Genomic DNA, 21,567 nt, shown 5'->3' on the forward strand with positions numbered 1-21,567 from the left:
TACCTATAAGGAATTTTTACTGAAGGGTGGTGCATTTTCTCTTAACTAATTAGATTGGTACCCGTATATAGAAATTAGGCCAGAGGAATACCCCTCTACGGTCAAAATTTATGTATATGGAGGAAAAACCTATGAATAACTTAACACTTAGTAACAAGAGTTGGAAAGCACAATCAATAACAGACAAATTAACAGATATAGCACTTGAACAAAATAAGATGCTAGCTGCAAATAAAGGATATGTCATTTCTCCGCAAAAAATAATAAGGTGTTCAAGGGTATCAGACTTGGAAATTAGATTGTTGCAAGAATTAATGTCGCTTATGGGTGGAATAAACTACGCTTTTCCTGGTCATAAACGACTTGCTTACAAGTTGCGAAAGAAAAGCACAACTTCAATAAAGAAGGCCTTAACAGCATTAAGGGACAAAGGGTTTATTGAATGGCAAATCGGTGGAGGAGATTTAGGAACAAACCATTATCGAGTAAAGAACCTGTTTTATAATCCTTATTTAATAATGAGTGAGGCTACTGATTACTGTGTAGAGATAATTCTAGAAAAGTATAGGGGGGTAATACAATATGAAGAGCTATATGGTGCTATTATGGATTTTATGGAACCTCGAAAAGATATAATAGATACAGAAGCTGACATATATGGATTATATATAAAACATTTATTTGATTTCCCTGAGGATAGAGATTGTCCCAATTTATATATCACATATTGTGACCGTCTATCTGATCATATTGAGAGTAGAACTGGTATCCCTATAGATATTTTATGGGATTCGCACTTTATCGAAATATTTAAAAGTAGGTTGAATCAAATGAATATTGAGGAAGACAAAGCATTTGATACCTTTTTTAGTGAAGCTACTTTAATTAGAACACAGGTAATTGAAGAGAAGTTCGGATATCCTTTATTTGATGAGATACCATTAACTTATAAAATGGAGGAACAAACAGATCTTCTAGGATACCAAAATACCCAAATATTTATAGATGCAGAATATCATGTTAATGAACTGGGTAATAGAGTTACTAATGATCAAAAATGTTTTGCTAGAGGGAAATATATAACCAGTAAGATATTTGAACTAATCGAGAAGCACAGTCTATAGATTATAATATTGCCAACTCTCCAATTATTAGGAGGGTTTTTTATTAGGCATTTTTGACACTGGTCTCCTATATTTTTTTGATATCCCCCTATACAAAAAATATACCTAGGGTGAGGTACTATCCAAATACGGTGGAGAGTTAAGAATGCCTACAAATAATATAAGTATAATAATATAAGTATCTTTAATAAAAGCCATATTCTAAGACTACGTGCTCCTAATGGAGCACGACATATTGGAATGATAAATACTAAGAAATTATTTTGATTTTAAAATATCTATTATCATATTAAAATTGAGGTTCTCCCTTAAGAGGATTTTGATATTTATAACAAATTACTTAGCTTCACTTTCTTTCCTTAAATTTTAGAGTGGTGCGTGGTGCAATTAAACCTCATACGCACTAATCCGCTACATAATACCCCCCTGGTGCACTTATAAGAAATAGTTGAAAAAGAAACCGCACATAATATCTATTATGTGCGGAATTGGCCACAGCACACAGCAAACATTATTGTATTTGGCAATTAAAAAATGCAAATAATGGCTGTATTTTTTATGACTGTAAAAGGAGCAAAATACGCAAGTAGTGCATAAAGACTTGCATATTTTAGGCTCTTTAATTTTAATACTTATTGTGTTAAAGCTCTAAGTGTAACAACAACAATTTCTATCTTTCTCAACAAATATACCGAAAATATCCAGTGGAAAATGGGACAGAAGAACACCGTGAGGGTTTTCCTCTTCATTTCCTTATATTAAGAAATATGGACATTTCTTATTGAATATTATAAAAAGAACTATTTAGATTCCAAAGGGGGCATAAAATGAAGAGGCGACTTGAATTTACTGTCTTTGAAAAAAAGGCAGAGGAGTTAATAAGAAAATACAAAGTGCCAGGGGTGGCAATAGCTCTATCACAAAATAGGGAACCTATATATGAAAAAGTATATGGATTCCGAAATGTAGAACATCAATTGCCAGTAACTATGGACACAGTTTTTGGGATAGCCTCAGTGACGAAATCATTTACATGTATTGCAATTTTACAGTTACAAGAAGAAGGAAAATTATCCATCCATGATCCCGTTATAAGATACCTTCCTGAATTTTCTTTACCTGAATGTGCAGCAAGCAAAATGACATTACACCATTTTATGACCCATTCAACTGGGCTTCCCCCTTTACCATCAATTTTACTTGCAAATAAAAAAACGATAGATTCTGATCCAACTGCTCATGAATTTTCGAGCAAACTTTCCAAGAAGGATTCAATAGATACTTACGAACATCTTATTGAATTTATCTCAAAACAGGATACTAAATTATTGGGTTCACCTGGTGAGGAATTTAGTTATTCAAACGATTGTTTTTCTCTATTAGGAGCAATTATAGAAAGAGTAAGCGGAAAACACTTTGAGAATTACATTGAAGAGAAGATATTTAAACCTGTTGGTATGGATAAATCTTGCTTTTTAGTGAGAGACCTAGAAAGTTATGATAATGTTACCTCACTATATGCTTCTAGAAAGACTGAAAAAGGAGAAGAAATCTTTGAATCTCCTGTATGGTGGGATGCTCCAGCAATGAGAGGAGCTGGTTACTTAAAATCTAATGTTACAGAGATGATAAAATATGGAGAGATTTTTTGGAATAATGGAAAAGTAGGTGAAAACCAGATATTATCACCAGAGAGTGTTCAGTTAATGGTTAAGCCGCATATTGAAGTTTTTCCAGGAAAGTATTATGGCTATGGCTTATTTGTAACACCTAATCATTATGGGGAAACTTTAATTGAGCATGATGGAAATCATAAAGGAATTTCTTCACATTTTTGTGTAATCCCAGAAAGACGATTAACAGGGGTAATTTTAACCAATCTAGCTGGTGTTCCTTCACCAACCATATTAAATGGAGCAATCAATGTAATAAAAAACCTAGAATTTGAGTATAGTCCTTTAAAAAACAGTACAAAATGGAATCCGAATGAATTAAAAGATTATGTTGGGATTTATACATCAATTGGGGGAGAACGTTTAAAAGTAACTCTAAATGACGAAAATCTTCAATTCGGGAACATTCCTGTTGATTGTATTGGGGAAGATACATTTCTAGCATTAATCAGAGACCAAAGTAAAGTAGTCAGATTTATCCGTAATGATGATAGACAAATTGTCCGACTGCAATTTCATTACAGGCAGTTTTTTAAGAAAATAAATGATTAAAAAAATATTAATTTACTTTATTATAGCCCCATCTTAAGCTCTAACAACCTTACTTTATTAATAAAATGGAGTTGTCACAAATCGACAACTCCATATTTTTACTCTTGCTCTCCTTTAATTCAACAAGGTTTTTTATTTAATTGATTGCCATACTCCTCCTGAACCAGTTGTAAATCCACATTTTTTATAAAAGTTAGTATTATTTTCCTCGAATGTCACCGTTACAATTTCTAATCCGAATCGTTCGGATTCTCGTAATAATCCTTTTACCAACTCTACTCCAATTCCCTGTCCTTGATATTGTGGATGAACGATTATATCTTCCATATAACCATGTTCTAAGCCCATTCCACAAACATACCCAAAGGCAATCAGTTTATTTTCTTCATCTCTAATCCCACCCCAAAAATTGCAACGTTCTAACAATAATGGGTAATCATCATCTCTTCTTCCCCAACCAACAAGTTCTCTTAATTGAGGAACTTCATTATGAGTTACTGGAATGTTTATTATTACTTTATAGTTCATTTTTTTCCCCCTTCCACTCCTTACTCATATAAATATGCTATTTTATTTATATGAAGTCTTGATCCTAATTCAACAATCCTGCCTCTGTTAAATCAATTTGCACTGCTGGATAATTATGTATAAATATAAGCGACTATACAGTTCTGTTTTGAGTATGATTGAAGAAATTGTAAACATACTGCCGAAACATATTTCTATTTATTTCCAGAAACACATATTTATGGAATTGACCTAAAGTTTAAAGTAAAAGGGCACCTCAATATCATTTTTTAATATTGAGACACCCTTCATTTTATAGTTTGTATTCATTAACGAAATTTCTGTATAAATTGGAAAAAGATAAGTTAACTGCAAGCTCATGACGTAATTTTTTCATAAATAGGTCTTCACTTTTTTTGCTTCGAATCCAGTTTCCTACATTTGCTGTTCCAGCAGATTCATTTTTAATAATTTCAATTGTTTTTGATAGGAAGAGCTGAGAGAAACTTTCAATCAAACTTTGTTTGAAATGAGTATTTCTATCATAGTATGCTGAGTAGTTAAATACTTTACTATTATCATCATCGAATTGAGTTTTAAACTCATAGTACAGTGCTATGCAATAAAAGAAACAAATGTTATTTATGGCTATTTGAGTTTTATAGTTAATAATAAAATCGTTAATGTTTTGTTGTTCATCTTCATCTGCATTCTTCAACATGGCATATTGCTTGTCCAACCTTTGTTCATATTCTTTTTTTAGATATTTCTTACTCTCTTTATAAAGATATGCAACAAATAACAATTCATCAATTTCTGATTTAGTTTTCTTAAAAAGAATACCACACTTATCGTTTTCATCATGAAAGTTAAAAATTTTATGATAGTCCTCATTTATAGTAAACTCTTCTTTTGAATAATCATTATTAAATAATGTTCGCTTCTTATCTTTAGCTGTATAAGGTTCTCTATAAAACGATGCAAAGGCTAATTGTGCTAACGTTTCATTTGTAGTTATTTGATGTTTGTGTAAATTTAAATGTGATGGTGGGTTAGAACCACGTCTGATCTCGACATGGATATTAGGTCTATCACCACTAATTAACCATTCATACAACTTTTTTTGTTCTGGACGATTTGAAACCATATCACGGCTGGTGATAGGATTTTGCATGTTATTATAGATCGATATATTGTTTTTTAACTCAGTTTTGTTAATTACCAATATACGTGTTAAGACATAAACATTTTTTAATTTGTTAATCTTGTCATCATCACGATTTATTTCTGCTTCTTTCAAATAAATCCCCAATGAACTTGTTGTTTGTGCACCATTAATTATAGAGAAATTTTCGAGAGTTACAGAATCAATTTTTTTGTTTGATTGTTCATTACCTTCTATACGAACTAAAGGAACTGCATCCGCATTAAAACCCTCTGCAATTATTGTTATTCCATTATTATAAAACCAAAATTTTTCAGGTTCAGTATCAATGGTTTGTTTCATTGAATCATATGTCTTAGATTTATTTTCTAATGAATCACGAAGGTTTTGACCAAATAATATATTCTTTCCTAATTCTGTACTTGTATATTTATTATTTAATTTTGCTAAATCATAGCCGTTTAAGTTACATAGATATGCTTGTTCTGTGTTTTCTATATTATTATGGTTATAGGAAATGAAATTGTTGAAACCATCTGATTTTAATATCTCTTCTGGCACAGAGTCAGTATCAAGACTTTGTTGTAATATTTTTAATTCATTTGAGGTAACAATCCTCTCAAATTTTTTTAATCCAGATGCGAAATTAAGCTCTCCATTATGAACAACATAATATGTACAGTTATTTTTGTATGTATTATCAAAGTTGGAACGACTTATTACTTCTCTTAGATTTTTATGAACAGACTGCGGATCTTTTAAGAAGTCTTTAATAGTACGTTGAATCATTGCAAAACATTGCTTGATATCTTGTTGACCTAATGTAGTGTATTTAACTTGAATTATGTCGTAGTAATAATCATCTCTTATCTTCATATTCAATGAAAATATCGATCCCACCATCTGGTGGAGCTACAATATATTTAGAAATACTTTCCACATTTGATGCATTGAAATCTAAATTGAGTATTTTTTTATACATAATTTCAAGAACAGCAATTGTAAATGCATCCTCTTTAATATTGTTCCTTACTATAGGTCTATAATTCGGTAAACCTTGATACATCTCATAATATTCTTGTATTAATCCATCCATATACTCAGCCTCCTTAAAACATTTTTTGGAAAATATGTTAATTAAGGTTAATTATATAATAATAATAAAATAATAGTAATAAATTATGGTTGATTTTTTGAGGAGTTTTAGGTGAATAAAAAGTATCAGAGGGGCTTTGGAAATTCAGTATAAAAATTCATAGTACTACCTAAATCTTTTTAAGATAAATTTTGAAGTTTATTTACTTTGTTATCTATAAAATTGGTGTTTTTTACCGCTCATAACAGCAGTTATGAGCGGTTTTCTTATAAATATTTTAAGAAGGGAATTTATGTTATACATAAAAAAAATATACCAAATGTGTATTTCTTAGGTGGGTTATATGAATATCAGAGAAATGAAAAAGATAGACTTACATGCACATCTAAACGGAACAGTATCAACTCAGATTTTTATCGAACTATGCAATAAATTTGATATTGACATTCCTAATGGCTTTGACTTGAACAGTGATTTACAAGTGCTTAATAAAGTTGGTTCATTAATAGAGTATTTTAAACCATGGGATATTTTTAAAAAATTACCGATTGGGTACGAATGCTTAACTGTTATGGTTAAAAGTGCTTTCGAAAATCTAAAAAAAGATAATGTTAGTTATATAGAGTTCAGAAATTCTCCTTTTTATATAAGCAAAATAAATGGGATTTCACTTGAAGAAGCACTAGTCTGGTTGATTGAATCAATAAAAGAACAGTCATACCTATATGATATCAATGCAAGGTTAATATTATCTTTGACAAGGCACGAATTATTAGAAGTGAATGTCAATCAGTTGTTAGAGGCTATAAGAAAGGTAAACACTGATAATGTGATTGTTGGTGTTGACATGTCGGGAAATGAAGACACAAAGTTACCATACTCAATTGAAAAATTCTTTTTGAGAGCAAAAGAAGATTTAGGCTTAGGTATTACTATTCACGCTGGTGAAACAGGTAACCATGAAAATGTAGAATGGGCAATTAAAAATTGTGGTGCCATGAGAATAGGCCATGGTAGTGCAGCAGTTAAGTCAGAAAATTTACTAAACCTAATTATAGAGAAGGATATATGCCTTGAAGTTTGCCTAATTAGTAATCTTAGAACTGGGTATGTACAAGGCATTGAGGAGCATCCTTTGAAAGTATTTTTAGAGTGGGATATACCATTTGTTTTATGTACGGATAACCCATCTGTTCATGGAGCTTCTTTATCTGATGAATATACATTATTCCTAAATCATTTTAAAAGGGCAGATATCTTAGAAAAAATGTATGAAAGAAACAATAAGTATTCTTTTTGGCGGGGGTGAGATTCATATTGGATATTAGATTTTTATCTGGGAATAAGTTTAAGATCATCGAGGCAAACAAGATTCTAAATAATATTGGTGTTAATATTGTTCCAATAAATATAAAAATAGATGAAATTCAAACAGAAGATCCTATAAAGCTTTTAAAAGATAATTCTCTTAAAGCCTTTGAAATACTTGGAAGACCACTGTTTGTCGAACACACTGGTTTGTATTTGAATTATCTAAATGAATTGCCAGGGGGCTTAACCCAAATATTTTGGGATAGGCTAGAAGCAGACAAATTTTGTGATTTATTTGGTAAAACAACAGATACTTCAGCTGTGGCAAGAACATTAATAGGCTATGTAAACGGTAAAAAAATACAGATATTTGATGGAGAAATAAAAGGGAACATTTCTGTTGAACCAAGAGGAAATAGAGATTTTCAATGGGATTGTGTATTCATTCCAGAAGGTTATAGTCAAACATTCGCTGAACTAGGTGAGGAAAAAAATGAAATATCAATGAGAAGAAGAGCTCTGGATAAATTTGCAACGTTCCTAAAGGGAGTAGAGTAATGAAGGATTTAATAAAAGCAATACAAGATAAGAATGTAATTTTGTTTGTGGGTTCTGGAGTCTCTGCTAATCTTGGTTTACCAACCTTTAGGGGTTTAATAAATCATATGGCAGAAGAACTTGGGTATGATCCTGATATCTTCAATACTCTTGGGGATGGAGATTACTTGTCCTTAGCCGAGTACTATGCAATAGAAAAAGGGGCTATTGGAGAACTAAGAAGTTGGATGGATATTAATTGGCATAACCATAATATTAAAATTGAAGAATCTGATATTCATCGTTTAATTGTTGAACTGGACTTCCCAATAATTTATACCACTAATTATGATCGGTGGCTTGAAAGGGCGTATGATTATTATAATGTAAAGTATACAAAAATTATGAACGTAGGTAATATTAGCGATATAAAGCCTTCTAAAACGCAGATAATCAAATTTCATGGGGATTTTAACGATGATACCTCTATTGTACTAACCGAATCGAGTTATTTTGAAAGGTTAAATTTTGAAGGCCCATTAGATATTAAACTAAGATCTGATATCCTAGGAAAGTCGATATTATTCATTGGATACAGCCTAAATGATATAAATATAAAATATTTGTTATTTAAAGTTAACCAACTTTGGGAGAGATCACCGCATTCTAGCCTTCAACCAAAATCGTATGTTTTTTTACAAAAACCAAATCCAATAAAAGAAAAAATATTAGAGAGAAGGGGAATACAGACTATATCCTCAAATGAGGATAATCCCAAAGAAGCTCTTACAACGTTTTTAAGTGATCTTTTGAAGAATTTAAATTAAAAATTGCGTTGATTTATGATTATGAATTACGGGAAGAAACTTCACCGCTCTAGTGATTTAATATAAATATTTATTTAACTGCTTAATGAAAACTTTAACAATTGAGAAACCTACCCAAGCTTGTCTTGCAGGGGTAGGTTTCTTTTTATATTAACTCTTATTTAGCTCTTATTGGAAGGGGCTCTAGTTTTTGCGTTTATATTTCTTTTTAGGCCAGCTTGTGGTTAAATACCGTTCATATTTTCTTTGGAGAAGATAGGTTGTGTCATACCTATAAACCCAATCTAATAATTGTTTTGACTTTAAACCACTGAGAGAAAAGCCAGGATATTTTTTACTAACATATGTTTTTTTTACCCTCCAATTGAACTGTGTGTTTAGGAAAGCAATACTCCCATCCATAAAGTCGTTTGATCCACAATAAATTCTAACCCCGCCATCTTTTCTTATGTTACCATCTCCATCAATTACGCCTCTAAAAAACATACTTGCACACTTATCATTGAAAAAATAATTTGGGAATCTTAAAGTCTTTGTTTTAGCGTTCGTAATGTTAAAGTGATTATTTAGTTCATTAACCAACTTTTGAGAAGTAATGGTTAAATCATAACTCTTTTTATATAACCTAATTTGCCCTGTAAATTCGAAATAGTTTGCTAACATTCTAAATAATTGTTCTGAACATTTGTCATTAGATCTTAATGAAACCCTTGGAGTTGTACCTATATCAATATATCCATCTGTTGCTACATAGCCAGCAAAGTAGCAAAAAATTGGATTTTTATAGTTAAACATTGATTCATTACACGTATTTTTGAAAGTTTTTAAACCATAAAAACCATGATTACAAATCCATCTATCAACACGACCATATTTAACATCAAGTTCTCTAGCTATTTGGTAAGCTGATTTTCGTTTTATCAGGTATTCATTTTGCATCCATTCTTTATTACTTAGAAATTGTTCCGTTATATGTTTATTAGGGTCTGGTTTAATTAGAGATTTATAAATGCCATGTTTTTTATTTAAGTATTCTCTTGCAGTCCATTCACTAACATCTAGGATCTTTGCGATATCCCTAATAGAAAAATCATCAGTAATATATAATTTATATAATTCATCTCGGTCTAATAAAATTTTCTTAACCTCTTCTTCCATAATTAACTTCTCCTTAGGTTGATAAAATGATTTAGAAGCTTGCCATATCAACCAAAAGAGGATTAGTATTTGGTGCCTAATTTGGTACCCAAATGGTACCGCTTGATTTACTCGGAACAACCTATCAAATTTCATTTTAGAAAGAACCTTGATATAACAACGTTTTTTAAACACTATTGGTGATACCTATAAAAAATAAATATATTTAACACCCATAATTCGCTTTGACAGGGAAGGGGTCGGGGGTTCAAGTCCCTCACAGGTCATCTTTCGGAAGTCAAAAGCAGGAGCTTTTGGCTTTTTATTTTTTAATAATGCTTGTTCAGTTATAAGAGATTTCCTCCTTTACCCTAGAGCACCACAGGACTGTAAGTTTCATATATTACATTAACTAGAAAGGAGGAAAAAAATGTATTTAAAAAAAGAAATAAAGACTAACTATGCTATAAACAGTCTAGATACTGCAAGTTTCAAGTTTTTCCAAGAAGATCAAAAACTTACTGCTCTAACAAATTTAGAGGGGAAAATAGATCAGATCGGTATCGATTATGTAAATTTACTGCTTGATAATAACCAAGTTGTAACTATACTAACTGATAAAATTTCAAAGATTACATGGGTAGATCCAAAGTGTGAGCGGATTTGTAAGAAGTGTCATCATCATACATGCCGTTGTGTGCAATTTATGAGGGATCATGACGATTTTGACAAGGACAATCACCGTCATTTAAGTCGTGAAGAATTTTGTAGACGATGTAGGAAAAAGCCATGCGATTGTAAAAAGGACGATAAGTTCCAAAACAACCAACATAAACGAAAACATTCAAAATTTGTAGATCCAAAACTCTATATTAACAAACACGAGCAAATACTTTGTGAAAAATGTGGACCTCTTCACCACCATGATAACGATTGTCTTCCAAAATTCACTTGTTTTTGTGACTTCGCCATCCCTTTTTGCGATGACAGAATTGAATTAAGACTAGCTGGCTTAGATGATGGTGTGAACTTAGAGCTATTCCGTCATAGAGGTTGTAGAGTCAAGCTTGAATTAGCGTTTGAATAATAAGCGTTTTAAAAAGGAATCCTTCATTAATAAAGGATTCCTTTTGTGTAATGATTTATTATGTGACAATCAAACAATCTAGTAGTCAGGGCTTCCTGTTCAATTTCAATTGTGCATACTTCATCAAAATCAATTCCTCGTTTTTCACCTTCAACACTTAACTCTAATTTTCCCTTATCGGTCAAAAGCAAAGTTCCTTCTATTTCATTTTCCTCATCTTTTTCTTTTACATAAAGTAAACAGCCAATATAGCTTTCCAGAAATAATGACAATTCTATACCGAAGAAGAGATTAAGTAAAAATGGACTTTTTGGCACAATCTCACTGAAGTGAAGAGTAATAGCCCGTCTTAGGCATTGATTAATATCAAGTAATTCTTGATCTTCAATCATTGGAATTTGATTATCTAAATGTTTAATTTGAACAATATTTTCAAACGGAATCAAGAGCAAATTCCCAACATCTGTTTGTAAAATGAGAAAATTAACTCCTGCATCTACAATAGTTCCTGTCCGTTTCAAAGGTTGTTTTTCTTCCTGACAGGCAACTGTTACACTTATACACTGTTTTCTTAATCCTCTAAGACTATCCTGAAAAGCTCTTAAGTTTTCCTCATCTCTTTCCAAGCCTAAAGCTAATAATAATCGATTTGCCTTTTCAATACATTCATTTAATTCCTCTAATTCCTCTGGTGGCAAGGAACTATTTGGAGAAGGAAATTCTGGTTGGGGAATTCTCTCTGGACATGTAAAAGGGGAACAAAAGAGACTCTCATCCTCGTCTTGTGGAACACAGTCAGGGCATAAAATACTATTGTCTCTTTTCTCTTTCCATTCTACATGATGACGACTTATTTGCAATTTGGAACGTCTAATCTTCGCCACACTCCTTCACTAGTTCATACACCTAGTATATGGAAGCATTCCTTTTTGGAATGGGCATCTATAACGACTGTAATAATTTAGAAAAAAATTATTGGTTCCTCAACTAACAATGAGTTTCAATATATGAAAAGACATAGGATATGAGAATATGACAAGCCCTTGCTACATAATTGTTAAAACAGAGGTCTGTTCATGTCAAGAGGTGGATAGTTGGTGATACTACATTTAGGTTTTCTATTATACGGAAATATTTTGATTACGTTGTTGGTCTACTTGTACGTATATAGGTTCAGGAAATTGATTGGTTTTCAGCTTGGAATGAACATCTCAACGATGGTTGGAGGATTCTTGGCCATTATGACAGGTGTCATCTTCATTTATCAATTTCCATTAAAGTATGTACTCATCACCATTGTAACCACCTTTATAGGCATGACTTTTGGTGCTCTTATCGGAGGTTTATTTGATTACCAAACATTGTTAACAGGTTATGTAAATGGAATGATGATGGGAATTATGGCTCCTATGATAGGAGCTGCAGCAAAGGGAGATCCAATTTTTCTTTTGTTTTTAGAAGTGATTTTTATTTTTTCATTATTTTTACTCCTCTTATCAGTTAGACAAACATAATGTGAAGAGGGATCCTATGAAGTTAGTGCTGATTGTCATGTTAGTAATTAATTGTTTAATAGGCTTAACAATCTTTATCATTATGTCCCGAAAAAGAAAGCTGTTTAGTGATCGATTTGGAATGATTATGGCTATGAGCTGTAGCGGAATTCTAAGTTTAGTGATCGCCATGATTTTACATTTTTTATTACCCGTTCCGCTCTCATTCATTATTTTTTTTTCAGCTTTAGTAGGGGGAGCTATTGGAATATTTTTTGGGGCACTTGTTACCTTTCAATCCCTCCTTTCAGGATTTACTCACGGGGTTATTGGAAGCATAATGGGAACGATGCTAAGTGCTGTTGTTCAAAATCCTTCATTATGTAGTCTACCACCTTCGTATTTTATGAGTCTTGAGCAAAGTATGGTCACGTTTAGCCTCTTTGGAACATGCCTTGTTGTTATAACGATAAGTATAGTGTATTACTCACTTACTGTATAAGGAGAACTTATGCACAAAAGGAGGGAGAGATGTGGAGGAAACAAAACAAGACAAGAAAAGAAAGAGATTCCTAGAAGAGTATAAAAAGGATTTGTTGAAAAAACGCAAACAAGAAATGATAAAAGAGGATATCATTAATGAATTTAATGATAAAAACGGCCAAGGGATTACTTCTCCAACAACTGGGAAAACAACTGAAGAAACACGTCTTTTAATGGAGTATATTGATCGAGCAAACATGTTTAATATTTCAAATCATGATGAAACAAGAGGAAAAACATTGAAATATCGAAAGTTTTTTAAATCAAAAAGGAATCAGCAAGTAGAAGTGTATCTGAAATGCGGTACAAAATCGTTATATAAAGAGGGGAAGGTTAGTACAATTGGACGTGACTTTGTCATGCTTACCAATTTAAGAGAAAGAATGTGGATTCCGTATACATCGATAAATTCAGCTAATATCCCTTATGGAATCCCAAATTACTCAAATACTCACCAGCATTTTATTTTTGATAATAATTTGAGAAACAAACTGATACATCAATTTGGTGAAACGGTCTCAAAGCGTGACCTGCTCAAGCAACAATTTTTTGAAGAAACCTTAAAAACCAATTTACAAACTTGGAGTGAAACGTGGGCAGTTGTTTATATAAATGAAGAAATGAAAAAGTTCGGGAAAATGAAAGGATTAATAGATAACCATTTGGTTATGGAGGTTATGGGAAAAAGGATAGAGATCCCATTACTTGAAGTGAAATATATCGAGACAATGCGAGTAATAAGTATATTGTCAGAAGTCATAAAAGGCTTTGTACATGAAAAATAATCGAACTCTTGAAAAAGGGAGGGGACAACATGTCTCGTGCAAAGGAATATAAAGTTCATGAAAAGAAGGATGAGTTGATGCAAGATCATGATAAGAAACAAGTAAGAGAGGATCGGTTGATTAGGGAGCTAAAAGAAATCGTAGGAGAAAATATTCTCATTGTTACCGAGTCTGATCAATTAAACTTGTTTGGGCAGACGTTTAGGCCTATTTTTACCGGCACTCTGTTTGATGTACAGCAAGGTCATATCACACTATATCCCGTTATTATTAAGATTATTAATGCTCCATTTTTTGAATTCCCAACCCCATTAAGTATTCCTTTAGAAAAAATTGCCCACTTCACTCCAGACTTTGATCCGAATACCCGATTCCCGTTAACATAATGAAATTATACAAGTAGGGAGGAATTGTTATGACCCAAGAAAGTAGTTACAACCGATTTAATCGGCCATCTATTAATGATATACACGATGAGTCCTTGATTCAGGAATTTATCAATGGAATAGGTAAAAATGCACTGATTTTAACGCCTTCCTTTCCATTTGTTTTTATTGGAAAAATTGTTGAGGTTATAGAAGATTATGTGGTATTAGACACAAGAGTTACAACAATAGCAGAATTAGAGAATCGTCAGTGGGATATTCATGTCCATAATATTGAAGTATTTTATATTGAAACAAAAGGCTTACCTAGAATTCCCCAATTAATTGAAGACTAATAACAGAGGGAGGGAAAGCATGTGAAACGGTTTTATCACGTCGTTGCTATCCCAATACGAATTGTGTTAAATAACTTTGGGGATTATGCTCCAGATGGTATGATGTATGTTTTAAAAGAAAATGAAGATAGGTTAAAGGAATTAGTGAAAAAAAATCCCTTTACCCCCATAGATTTGGTAGAGCCATTATGTATTCGAGCGAATAAAGGCGATACGGTAGAGATTCTATTTGAAAATCAAATTCATTATGCAACTGGAATGCACTTTTTGGAAGCTGATTACAATGTATTAGATTCGGATGGAGCGAATGTTGGATTTAATCCAAACACACTAGTAGACCCAGGTCAAAAAATACTCTACCAAATACACGTTAACCATGAAGGAATTTATTTTTTCCATGATCTAGGTAACCCAGACAGTAGCGATGAAGGTACGAATATAAATGGCTTATTCGGATGTTTATTTGTTCAACGTAGAGGGTCCTGGTGGACAGATCCTGTTACTGGAGGTCCGATTAATAGTGGTTTATTTGCAGATGTTCATCATCCTTTTGCTCCCTCTTTCAGAGAATATGGTTTAATTTTTCATGATGAAATGTCAACAAAAGATATGACTGGAAACAAGCCACTAGACCCCGAGACGAATCAAGAGAGAGAATCCACACATGCTATCAATTATCGCTATGAACCGATTCAGAATCGGGTGAAGTTGATAGAAGAGGGAGTCGTGTGCCCAGATTGTGTAGGAGAAGAGGTCCACCATGATTCATGGGTGTTTGGTGACCCCGCCACAACTATTTTAAGAGGGTATAAGGGTGATCCAGTAAGGATTCGCTTAGTTCACGGAGGGGTAAAGGAAACGCACGTATTCCATTATCATGTTCATCAGTGGTTTAAAGACACTCACAATACGGATTCTGATGTCATTGATTCCATTTCAGTTAGTCCTCAAACCTGGTATACAATAGAGCCATTGTATGGATTAGGGTCATTACAAGAAGCGATAGGCGATGTCATTATCCATTGTCACTTATATCCACATTTCGGTGTCGGTATGTGGACATTATGTAGGATTTTTGACACCCTACAGGATGGTAGTCAGTGTTATCCAAACGGGGTACCTATAAAGCCTCTTCAGCCTCTACCAGATCGACCTTGTCCTCCAAAGCCAACGAAGGAACGTCCTGGTTTTCCAAATTTCATTCCAGGAAAAGTTGGCTGCAAGGCACCTAGGCCACCACTTGGTATTGTAGGTGGAAGAGAAATGACAGAGTTAGAACGGAATGCCGCTGTACCTTTTGCTAGACCAGGAGCTGTGTTTGCTGACCCGTGTGCCATTGTGGAAAATCCAGTTGTAGAAGAGTTTAATATTTCTCTTATTGAATTGCCAATAGTTTATAACCGTCAAGGATGGCACGATCCGAAGGGGAGAATGTATGTTCTCGATGAAGACATAGACGATGTATTAGCAGGTAGAAAAGAGTCAGAACCATTAATCATTCACATGAATGCTGGTTCGTGTATACGTATTAATTTTACGAATCGACTTCCAGAAGTGGCGGGTGGAGATGCCTTTCAATTAGTAACAAGGACATACGAAGCATCGACACACGTCCACTTTGTTAAGTTTGATGTACTTGTAAGCGATGGGGGAAATGTAGGTTGGAATTATGATTCAAGTGTTCTACCTGGTGAAACGATTCGTTATGAGTATTTTGCAGATGTTGAATTAAAAGCATGGTTCTTCCATGATCACTTATTTGCTAGCTATCATCAGCAACATGGTGTGTTTGGAGCCGGTGTAGTTCACGCAAGATTCTCAGAGGTTTTTAACTCTAAAACAGGTAGAGAGGTAAATGGCGGTGCTCAAGTAACAGTCACTCACCCTTTAATTCCTGATTATCGAGATTTTGCCTTAATGGTCCATGATTTTTCGTTGTTGTTTGATAAAAATGGGTGTCCATTAAATCCACCTGATTTCCCAGGTTCTCAAGATGACCCAGGGTTATTTGGAGTAAACTATAAAAACGAACCACTACAATTCCGATTAGGCAAAGACTGTGATCCTGCTTACTCATTTAGCTCCTTTGTTAATGGAGATCCTATTACACCGATTCTTCATTGTTATGAAGGTGACCCAATACGAGTAAGATTGCTTCAAGGAGCACACGAGGAATCCCACAGCTTTAATATTCATGGCCTTCGATGGCAATCAGAACGTCCTGATGTTGAAACGAGTGTAAGGTCTCAACAGCATATCGGAATTTCAGAATCATTTACATTTGAATTGGATGTTCCAAGGTCAGGGGATTACTTATGGACGTTTGAAACAGAAGAAGATTTATGGAATGGTTTGTGGGGATTAATACGTGCTTTTGATGAAAAAGTTGATTTCCTTATCCCATTGCCAGATCGAAGGAATCCACCAGAACGAACAAAACCATTACCGGTTTGTGACGGCAAACCACCATGTCCTCCTGAGATTGTGGAGGCGCTAGGTCCAAAAGATGCACCAGTAAAAAAGTTTGATGTTGTAGCCTTCCATACACCGATTTTATATAGTAAGTGGGGAGAAAAAGATCCTTTTGGTATCGTGTTTGCTCTTCGAGAAGATATGGATGATATTTTGTGTGGAAGAAAAAAGCCAATTCCATTAATTTTAAGGGCAAATCAAGGAGATGCAGTAGAAGTTAAATTAACGAGTTTTCTAGAGTTTGACCAATTCCCATTTCCAGATGGAATATGGCCATATCCGCCTGTAAAGGAACAGGCATTCTATCCGCCATCAGTAAGGATATCGCTACATCCTCAGTTAATTCAATATGATGTCAAAACATCGTCTGGGGAAACAGTTGGTTTTAATCCTGATCAAACAGTTGGACCAGGGGAAACAATTACGTACAAATGGTATGTTGATGTGCCAGTAGGGTCTTGTGGCATGTGGGATATGGCGGATATACGAAATCACCGCTCGTTAGGAACTTTTGGCGCATTTATTGCAGAGCCAAGAGGAACACAATATTTACATCCGAAGACATTAAAACCTGTTATTACAAATGATAATGTTGTCTTAAGAAATCCTTTCTTGCCTGAGATTAGAGAATTCGTCTTAGTGATGTATGATGGAGCTCGATTGGTCGATAAAAAAGGAGACCTTATTGTTGACCCTGTTGAGGGTATCTTAGGGTTTGTTGATCCAGAGGATCGACAGGATTTAGTTGATACGTATGATAATGGATCAAGAGGCTTTAATTATCGAACAGAAAGGTTAATTAATCGATTAAGACATCACCCTGTATTAAAGGATATATTCAGTTCAAAGGTTCACGGTGATCCATCAACACCAGTATTTGAGGCATACCCGGGAGAACCTATTACCATTCGATTAGTTAATCCATCTGAACGAAGACGGGCACATGGCTTTCATTTACATGGACACTACTGGAATTCAGATGATAAGGATCTTACATCTGAGGTTCGGTCAATAGAAGGTGAAATAGTTGCTGGCCATACAGATGACTTACAAATTAATTATGGGGCAGGAAGTCTATATAATTTCCCAGGGGACTATATGTACCGTTCAGGGAATATACGCTGGGATATAGAACAAGGCATGTGGGGAATTCTTCGTGTTCATAAAGATAGGCAGAAACAATTGCCACCGTTAAAGAAGATTAGTAGAAAAAAACCTTAAGGTGTGGGAAAAGTGAATAAGAGAGTATTAAGAATATATTTTCTCATTAGCATAGTAGGGTTGCTAGCTGTCTATTTCTTTTGGCCAAAGTATGAAAAGCTGCCCATCTTAGAAACTGTTTCAAGTTTTCAATTAGAAAATGTCCATGGTGGTACGTATAGTTTAAATAATGAAAAAATAAAGTTAGTTACCTTTTTCTATACGCATTGTCCTGACATTTGTCCAATGACAATGATGGATTTAATGAAGCTACAAGCCCAGCTTCAAAAAGAAGGGATTTTCGGGAACAAGGTAGAGCTCGTCGCCATTTCTCTTGACCCTGAAAATGATACACCCAAAGTAATTAAAAGGTACTCAGAAGGTTTTAGTGCTGATCCTCTTGGCTGGAAGTGGCTGAGAGGCTCCGAAGGGGATACAAAGGAAATTGCAAACAGTTTAAAAATGCAATACCAAAAGCTTGAAGGTGATTTCTTTTCCCATTCGACTACCATGTTTTTATTGGATGATGAGAATAATATTCGTGCTCTTTACGACATGGCTATTTCGGATAACCCTATTGATACAACAAAAATATTAGAGGATATTTCTATATTGATTGAGGGCTATTAAACTAGAGGCATTACTGCTTAGGCAGTAGTGTCCTTTTTTCTGTAAGGAATAGTTTATTACCCATTTTCTGGAATGCGGTAATCAAATAGTCGAAACTCTTCATATTATACACTGTTTACCATACTAAGGCAGAGGTGTATATAATGGTGCAGGTACTAATGAGGAAGGGAAATTTGATTACCAATAGTGGAATGCAGGATAAAGACGATTTTATCATCTATTTATCAAATAAATTTTTGCAAACACATAATATTAATTCAGATACAATTTTATTGAAGTTTGGGTCTTGGTCCAAACTGTTTACTATTATAAAGCAAAACTCACTACCCCAGCATACAATAAGCCTTCCGGAACGATCTATCCCATTCTCAATCCCCAGCACACTTGATCTTGAAGTCAAGCTAAAAGGGAATACACTTCACCTTGGTCCAGTTATCGGATTTATCGCCAAAAAGAATAAAAAGAGCCTAAATATGAGAGCTCTTGAATCCTACGAAAATCGCTTTGAACATTACAACAAAATCAAGGGTCTACTGTTTATTTGTTCAAGCGATAGTATTGATACCGCCAATCAAACCATCCAAGGATATTATTATAACCCAGAAGGGAAAACGGTAAATACTCGGTGGAGAAAAGGGACTTTTCCCTATCCTGATTCTATGTTCAAGAAAATTAGAATTCCAACTAAATTAGAGCGTGATTTAAGAATAAAGCTAGGAAACAAGCTCTTTAATACAAACTTCTTTAATAAACTCCAGTTTTGGGAAATCTGTGAATCTACTGAAAGGATAAAACATTTTGTCCCCCAAACGAATCAATATAAACAAAAACGAGATCTGCAAGACATGCTATCCATGTTTGACAGGGTCTATTTAAAGCCAATCCGAGGTAAAAAAGGTGAAGGTATTTATATGATCAATAAGGAAGCCAATTTTGTTACCATAACGAATTACCTAAAGGAAAAACAAACTTTTAGAACACTTTATGAACTAGAAACTTATCTTGAAAAACATATCCGATATGAAGACTATATCTTGCAACAAGGAATACCTACGATCTACAAAAATAAACACGTTGACTTCAGGCTCTACATGCAAAAAAACATGGATGGTACATGGGTTTGTCAAGGTTCTGTAGGAAGAGTAGCGCAAGAGGAAAGCATTGTGACGAACTTAAAACAAATCGCTCACATGTCTACAGGAGAAAAGGCTATTCGAATTGTATTTCAAGTAGATTCAGAGATCGCAAAGCAGATTATGAATAATGCAATTATAGCCTGTAGAGAAGTATGTAATGTACTAGATCAGAAATTAGGTCATTTTGGCGATGTGGCGATTGATTTGATTATTGATAACGATTATAAACCTTGGATTCTTGAGGTGAATAATTTGTATGGTGTAAAGAGTTTGGAGATATTGAAGGATTGGGAGACATTGTCGGTTTTGAGGAGTAATCCGTTTTTTTATGCGAAGGGGCTAGGGGGATTTTAATTTAAAACATAAGAATTGGTGTTGTTTCATACTCTATTCGAATTTAGTCCTATTAAAAAACCTTGTAAATACGTCAATTTTTTGACATTATTTACAAGCTCTAAATAATTGTTAAACTATATTTTTTTCTCTAGAATAACTCTTTGCTAACGATTTAGCTTTGTTGATTGCATCATTTATAATATTTTCAGCTTCCTCAGGTACAAAAGCGTGCCCTTCTGCAACAATAGTTTCTACTTCCATACCAATAAATCCAAGAATTGATTTTAAGTATCGATCACCAAACTCCAACTCTTTCATAGGTCCTTCTGAAAAGATTCCTCCACGAGCATGGATGTGAATAGCCTTTTTGCCGGAAAGCAATCCTTGTGGCCCATTTTCAGTATATTTGAAAGTTTTACCAGCTATGACAATAGTGTCAATATATGCTTTTAATTTAGCAGGAATACTTAGATTCCATAGAGGAGTAATGAAAACATATTTGTCTGCCTCGATAAACTGACTTGTTAATTCATTAATACGAGCGATTTTTGACCTTTGGCTTTCTGATAGGACTGAAAAATCCACTCCTGCATTTAGCTTTTCCCAACCTTCTAATACATCTTTATCAATATCTGGAACATATTCATCAAAAAGGTTTAACTCAATTACATCATCATCAGGTGAAATATCCTTATAGGATTTAAGAAATTCTTTTCCTATTTTTTGTGAGACGGATAGATTCTCATTTAAGGGGTGTGCAATTATATATAATAATGTTGACATTGTTTAATCCTCCTCAATAGTAGTTTTTATCATATAATAGTGGTTATCACATGAAACTTGTTGATCATGAAGGGATCTTGTAGATCCCGAAAAAGATTGGTTCGTCTACACAATCTTTACGCCTTATAAATAACCTCATTATTAAATTTCATATTCCGTAAAATAATAGAGGATTGTCACCGAGACCTTCTCATCACAATGATAAAATAAATACGGGTTAAAGTTTTAATGAGTATCCCATATAATACCACCTTTGGGTAATTTTGTAATAACAGAATAAATCATACATTATTTCTCATTATTTTTATATAGAGAATTTATACTTATTTTTCCAAATTTCGAACGTAAAGTATGGCTTGAATGATCTCTATAACAAAACAAAAATCCACTCAACTTAAGAAAAAATTATATAGCTTTGTTACTTTTCACGGACATTGCTGTAGTTGCAACAA

General features: G+C 33.7%; 20 protein-coding genes. 14 read left to right on the top strand and 6 right to left on the bottom strand.

Annotated elements, in window-relative coordinates; translation table 11 throughout:
• Positions 1-131: 131 nt before the first annotated feature.
• Positions 132-1,124: a hypothetical protein gene (locus tag ACFSCX_RS02450; RefSeq protein WP_377926513.1), complete on the top strand. Its 993-nt coding sequence runs from the start codon at positions 132-134 to the stop codon at positions 1,122-1,124.
• Positions 1,125-1,951: 827 nt separating this feature from the next.
• Entirely contained in the window at positions 1,952-3,349 is a 1,398-nt protein-coding gene (locus ACFSCX_RS02455) for a serine hydrolase (RefSeq protein WP_377926514.1), read from the top strand.
• A gap of 132 nt (positions 3,350-3,481) precedes the next feature.
• Here ACFSCX_RS02455 and ACFSCX_RS02460 read toward each other — a convergent pair whose 3' ends face one another.
• The 3 genes from ACFSCX_RS02460 to ACFSCX_RS02470 all read right to left on the bottom strand — a co-directional run bounded on the left by ACFSCX_RS02460 (position 3,482) and on the right by ACFSCX_RS02470 (position 6,117).
• Positions 3,482-3,877, bottom strand: a complete 396-nt coding sequence (locus ACFSCX_RS02460) for a GNAT family N-acetyltransferase (protein ID WP_377926515.1) — start codon at positions 3,875-3,877, stop codon at positions 3,482-3,484.
• A 292-nt stretch (positions 3,878-4,169) separates the two neighbouring features.
• Positions 4,170-5,897 carry an AIPR family protein gene (locus ACFSCX_RS02465; RefSeq protein WP_377927057.1) on the bottom strand — a complete coding sequence of 576 codons (1,728 nt, stop codon included), beginning with the start codon at positions 5,895-5,897 and terminating at the stop codon, positions 4,170-4,172.
• On the bottom strand, positions 5,881-6,117 hold the full coding sequence (locus tag ACFSCX_RS02470; RefSeq protein WP_377926516.1) for a hypothetical protein: 237 nt from the start codon (positions 6,115-6,117) through the stop codon (positions 5,881-5,883). The genes ACFSCX_RS02465 and ACFSCX_RS02470 overlap by 17 nt, the downstream gene beginning before the upstream one ends.
• Positions 6,118-6,460: 343 nt before the next feature.
• Here ACFSCX_RS02470 and ACFSCX_RS02475 point away from each other — a divergent pair, with 343 nt between their 5' ends.
• From ACFSCX_RS02475 to ACFSCX_RS02485, 3 genes are read left to right on the top strand one after another with little or no spacing between them, the layout of a single operon-like run.
• A complete protein-coding gene (locus ACFSCX_RS02475) occupies positions 6,461-7,426 on the top strand; it encodes an amidohydrolase family protein (RefSeq protein ID WP_377926517.1) in 966 nt (321 codons plus the stop codon).
• 8 nt (positions 7,427-7,434) lie between these two features.
• Positions 7,435-7,986 carry a non-canonical purine NTP pyrophosphatase gene (locus ACFSCX_RS02480; protein ID WP_377926518.1) on the top strand — a complete coding sequence of 184 codons (552 nt, stop codon included), beginning with the start codon at positions 7,435-7,437 and terminating at the stop codon, positions 7,984-7,986.
• A complete protein-coding gene (locus tag ACFSCX_RS02485; RefSeq protein WP_377926519.1) occupies positions 7,986-8,792 on the top strand; it encodes an SIR2 family protein in 807 nt (268 codons plus the stop codon). The genes ACFSCX_RS02480 and ACFSCX_RS02485 overlap by 1 nt, the downstream gene beginning before the upstream one ends.
• 183 nt (positions 8,793-8,975) lie before the next feature.
• On the opposite strand, the gene ACFSCX_RS02490 is transcribed toward ACFSCX_RS02485, so the two are convergent.
• Positions 8,976-9,950, bottom strand: coding sequence for a hypothetical protein (locus tag ACFSCX_RS02490; protein WP_377926520.1), 975 nt, complete (start codon positions 9,948-9,950; stop codon positions 8,976-8,978).
• 409 nt (positions 9,951-10,359) lie between these two features.
• Here ACFSCX_RS02490 and ACFSCX_RS02495 point away from each other — a divergent pair, with 409 nt between their 5' ends.
• Positions 10,360-11,016 (top strand): hypothetical protein, encoded by a 657-nt coding sequence (locus ACFSCX_RS02495; RefSeq protein ID WP_377926521.1) that lies wholly within the window; start codon positions 10,360-10,362, stop codon positions 11,014-11,016.
• A gap of 26 nt (positions 11,017-11,042) precedes the next feature.
• Here ACFSCX_RS02495 and ACFSCX_RS02500 read toward each other — a convergent pair whose 3' ends face one another.
• On the bottom strand, positions 11,043-11,900 hold the full coding sequence (locus ACFSCX_RS02500) for a hypothetical protein (RefSeq protein WP_377926522.1): 858 nt from the start codon (positions 11,898-11,900) through the stop codon (positions 11,043-11,045).
• A 213-nt stretch (positions 11,901-12,113) separates the two neighbouring features.
• Between ACFSCX_RS02500 and ACFSCX_RS02505 the strand changes: the two genes are divergently transcribed.
• The 8 genes from ACFSCX_RS02505 (at position 12,114) to ACFSCX_RS02540 (ending at position 20,350) form a co-directional block, all read left to right on the top strand.
• On the top strand, positions 12,114-12,530 hold the full coding sequence (locus tag ACFSCX_RS02505) for a hypothetical protein (protein WP_377926523.1): 417 nt from the start codon (positions 12,114-12,116) through the stop codon (positions 12,528-12,530).
• 16 nt (positions 12,531-12,546) lie between these two features.
• Entirely contained in the window at positions 12,547-13,011 is a 465-nt protein-coding gene (locus tag ACFSCX_RS02510; RefSeq protein ID WP_377926524.1) for a hypothetical protein, read from the top strand.
• 31 nt (positions 13,012-13,042) lie between these two features.
• A complete protein-coding gene (locus ACFSCX_RS02515) occupies positions 13,043-13,837 on the top strand; it encodes a hypothetical protein (protein ID WP_377926525.1) in 795 nt (264 codons plus the stop codon).
• A 29-nt stretch (positions 13,838-13,866) separates the two neighbouring features.
• Positions 13,867-14,223, top strand: coding sequence for a hypothetical protein (locus tag ACFSCX_RS02520; protein ID WP_377926526.1), 357 nt, complete (start codon positions 13,867-13,869; stop codon positions 14,221-14,223).
• Between the two features lie 29 nt (positions 14,224-14,252).
• A complete protein-coding gene (locus tag ACFSCX_RS02525; RefSeq protein WP_377926527.1) occupies positions 14,253-14,558 on the top strand; it encodes a hypothetical protein in 306 nt (101 codons plus the stop codon).
• Positions 14,559-14,579: 21 nt separating this feature from the next.
• Entirely contained in the window at positions 14,580-18,251 is a 3,672-nt protein-coding gene (locus ACFSCX_RS02530; RefSeq protein ID WP_377926528.1) for a multicopper oxidase domain-containing protein, read from the top strand.
• A 12-nt stretch (positions 18,252-18,263) separates the two neighbouring features.
• Positions 18,264-18,860 carry an SCO family protein gene (locus ACFSCX_RS02535; RefSeq protein WP_377926529.1) on the top strand — a complete coding sequence of 199 codons (597 nt, stop codon included), beginning with the start codon at positions 18,264-18,266 and terminating at the stop codon, positions 18,858-18,860.
• Positions 18,861-19,018: 158 nt separating this feature from the next.
• Positions 19,019-20,350, top strand: coding sequence for a YheC/YheD family endospore coat-associated protein (locus ACFSCX_RS02540; RefSeq protein WP_377926530.1), 1,332 nt, complete (start codon positions 19,019-19,021; stop codon positions 20,348-20,350).
• 111 nt (positions 20,351-20,461) lie between these two features.
• On the opposite strand, the gene ACFSCX_RS02545 is transcribed toward ACFSCX_RS02540, so the two are convergent.
• The gene (locus ACFSCX_RS02545) at positions 20,462-21,115 is read right to left on the bottom strand and encodes an FMN-dependent NADH-azoreductase (RefSeq protein WP_377926531.1); all 654 of its coding nucleotides are present in this window, start codon (positions 21,113-21,115) and stop codon (positions 20,462-20,464) included.
• Between the last annotated feature and the right edge of the window lie 452 nt (positions 21,116-21,567).

The organism is Bacillus salitolerans (assembly GCF_042680805.1).
GTDB classification, from domain to species: Bacteria; Bacillota; Bacilli; order Bacillales; family SA4; genus Bacillus_CJ; species Bacillus_CJ salitolerans.

Excerpts from the sequence above, each read along its gene's own strand:
- ACFSCX_RS02510 (WP_377926524.1), top strand. The coding sequence starts at position 12,547 with ATGAAGTTAGTGCTGATTGTCATGTTAGTAATTAATTGTTTAATAGGC.
- ACFSCX_RS02465 (WP_377927057.1), bottom strand. The coding sequence starts at position 5,897 with ATGAAGATAAGAGATGATTATTACTACGACATAATTCAAGTTAAATAC.
- ACFSCX_RS02525 (WP_377926527.1), top strand. The coding sequence starts at position 14,253 with ATGACCCAAGAAAGTAGTTACAACCGATTTAATCGGCCATCTATTAAT.
- ACFSCX_RS02520 (WP_377926526.1), top strand. The coding sequence starts at position 13,867 with ATGTCTCGTGCAAAGGAATATAAAGTTCATGAAAAGAAGGATGAGTTG.
- ACFSCX_RS02495 (WP_377926521.1), top strand. The coding sequence starts at position 10,360 with ATGTATTTAAAAAAAGAAATAAAGACTAACTATGCTATAAACAGTCTA.
- ACFSCX_RS02455 (WP_377926514.1), top strand. The coding sequence starts at position 1,952 with ATGAAGAGGCGACTTGAATTTACTGTCTTTGAAAAAAAGGCAGAGGAG.
- ACFSCX_RS02540 (WP_377926530.1), top strand. The coding sequence starts at position 19,019 with ATGAGGAAGGGAAATTTGATTACCAATAGTGGAATGCAGGATAAAGAC.
- ACFSCX_RS02470 (WP_377926516.1), bottom strand. The coding sequence starts at position 6,117 with ATGGATGGATTAATACAAGAATATTATGAGATGTATCAAGGTTTACCG.
- ACFSCX_RS02475 (WP_377926517.1), top strand. The coding sequence starts at position 6,461 with ATGAATATCAGAGAAATGAAAAAGATAGACTTACATGCACATCTAAAC.
- ACFSCX_RS02485 (WP_377926519.1), top strand. The coding sequence starts at position 7,986 with ATGAAGGATTTAATAAAAGCAATACAAGATAAGAATGTAATTTTGTTT.
- ACFSCX_RS02490 (WP_377926520.1), bottom strand. The coding sequence starts at position 9,950 with ATGGAAGAAGAGGTTAAGAAAATTTTATTAGACCGAGATGAATTATAT.
- ACFSCX_RS02460 (WP_377926515.1), bottom strand. The coding sequence starts at position 3,877 with ATGAACTATAAAGTAATAATAAACATTCCAGTAACTCATAATGAAGTT.
- ACFSCX_RS02450 (WP_377926513.1), top strand. The coding sequence starts at position 132 with ATGAATAACTTAACACTTAGTAACAAGAGTTGGAAAGCACAATCAATA.
- ACFSCX_RS02545 (WP_377926531.1), bottom strand. The coding sequence starts at position 21,115 with ATGTCAACATTATTATATATAATTGCACACCCCTTAAATGAGAATCTA.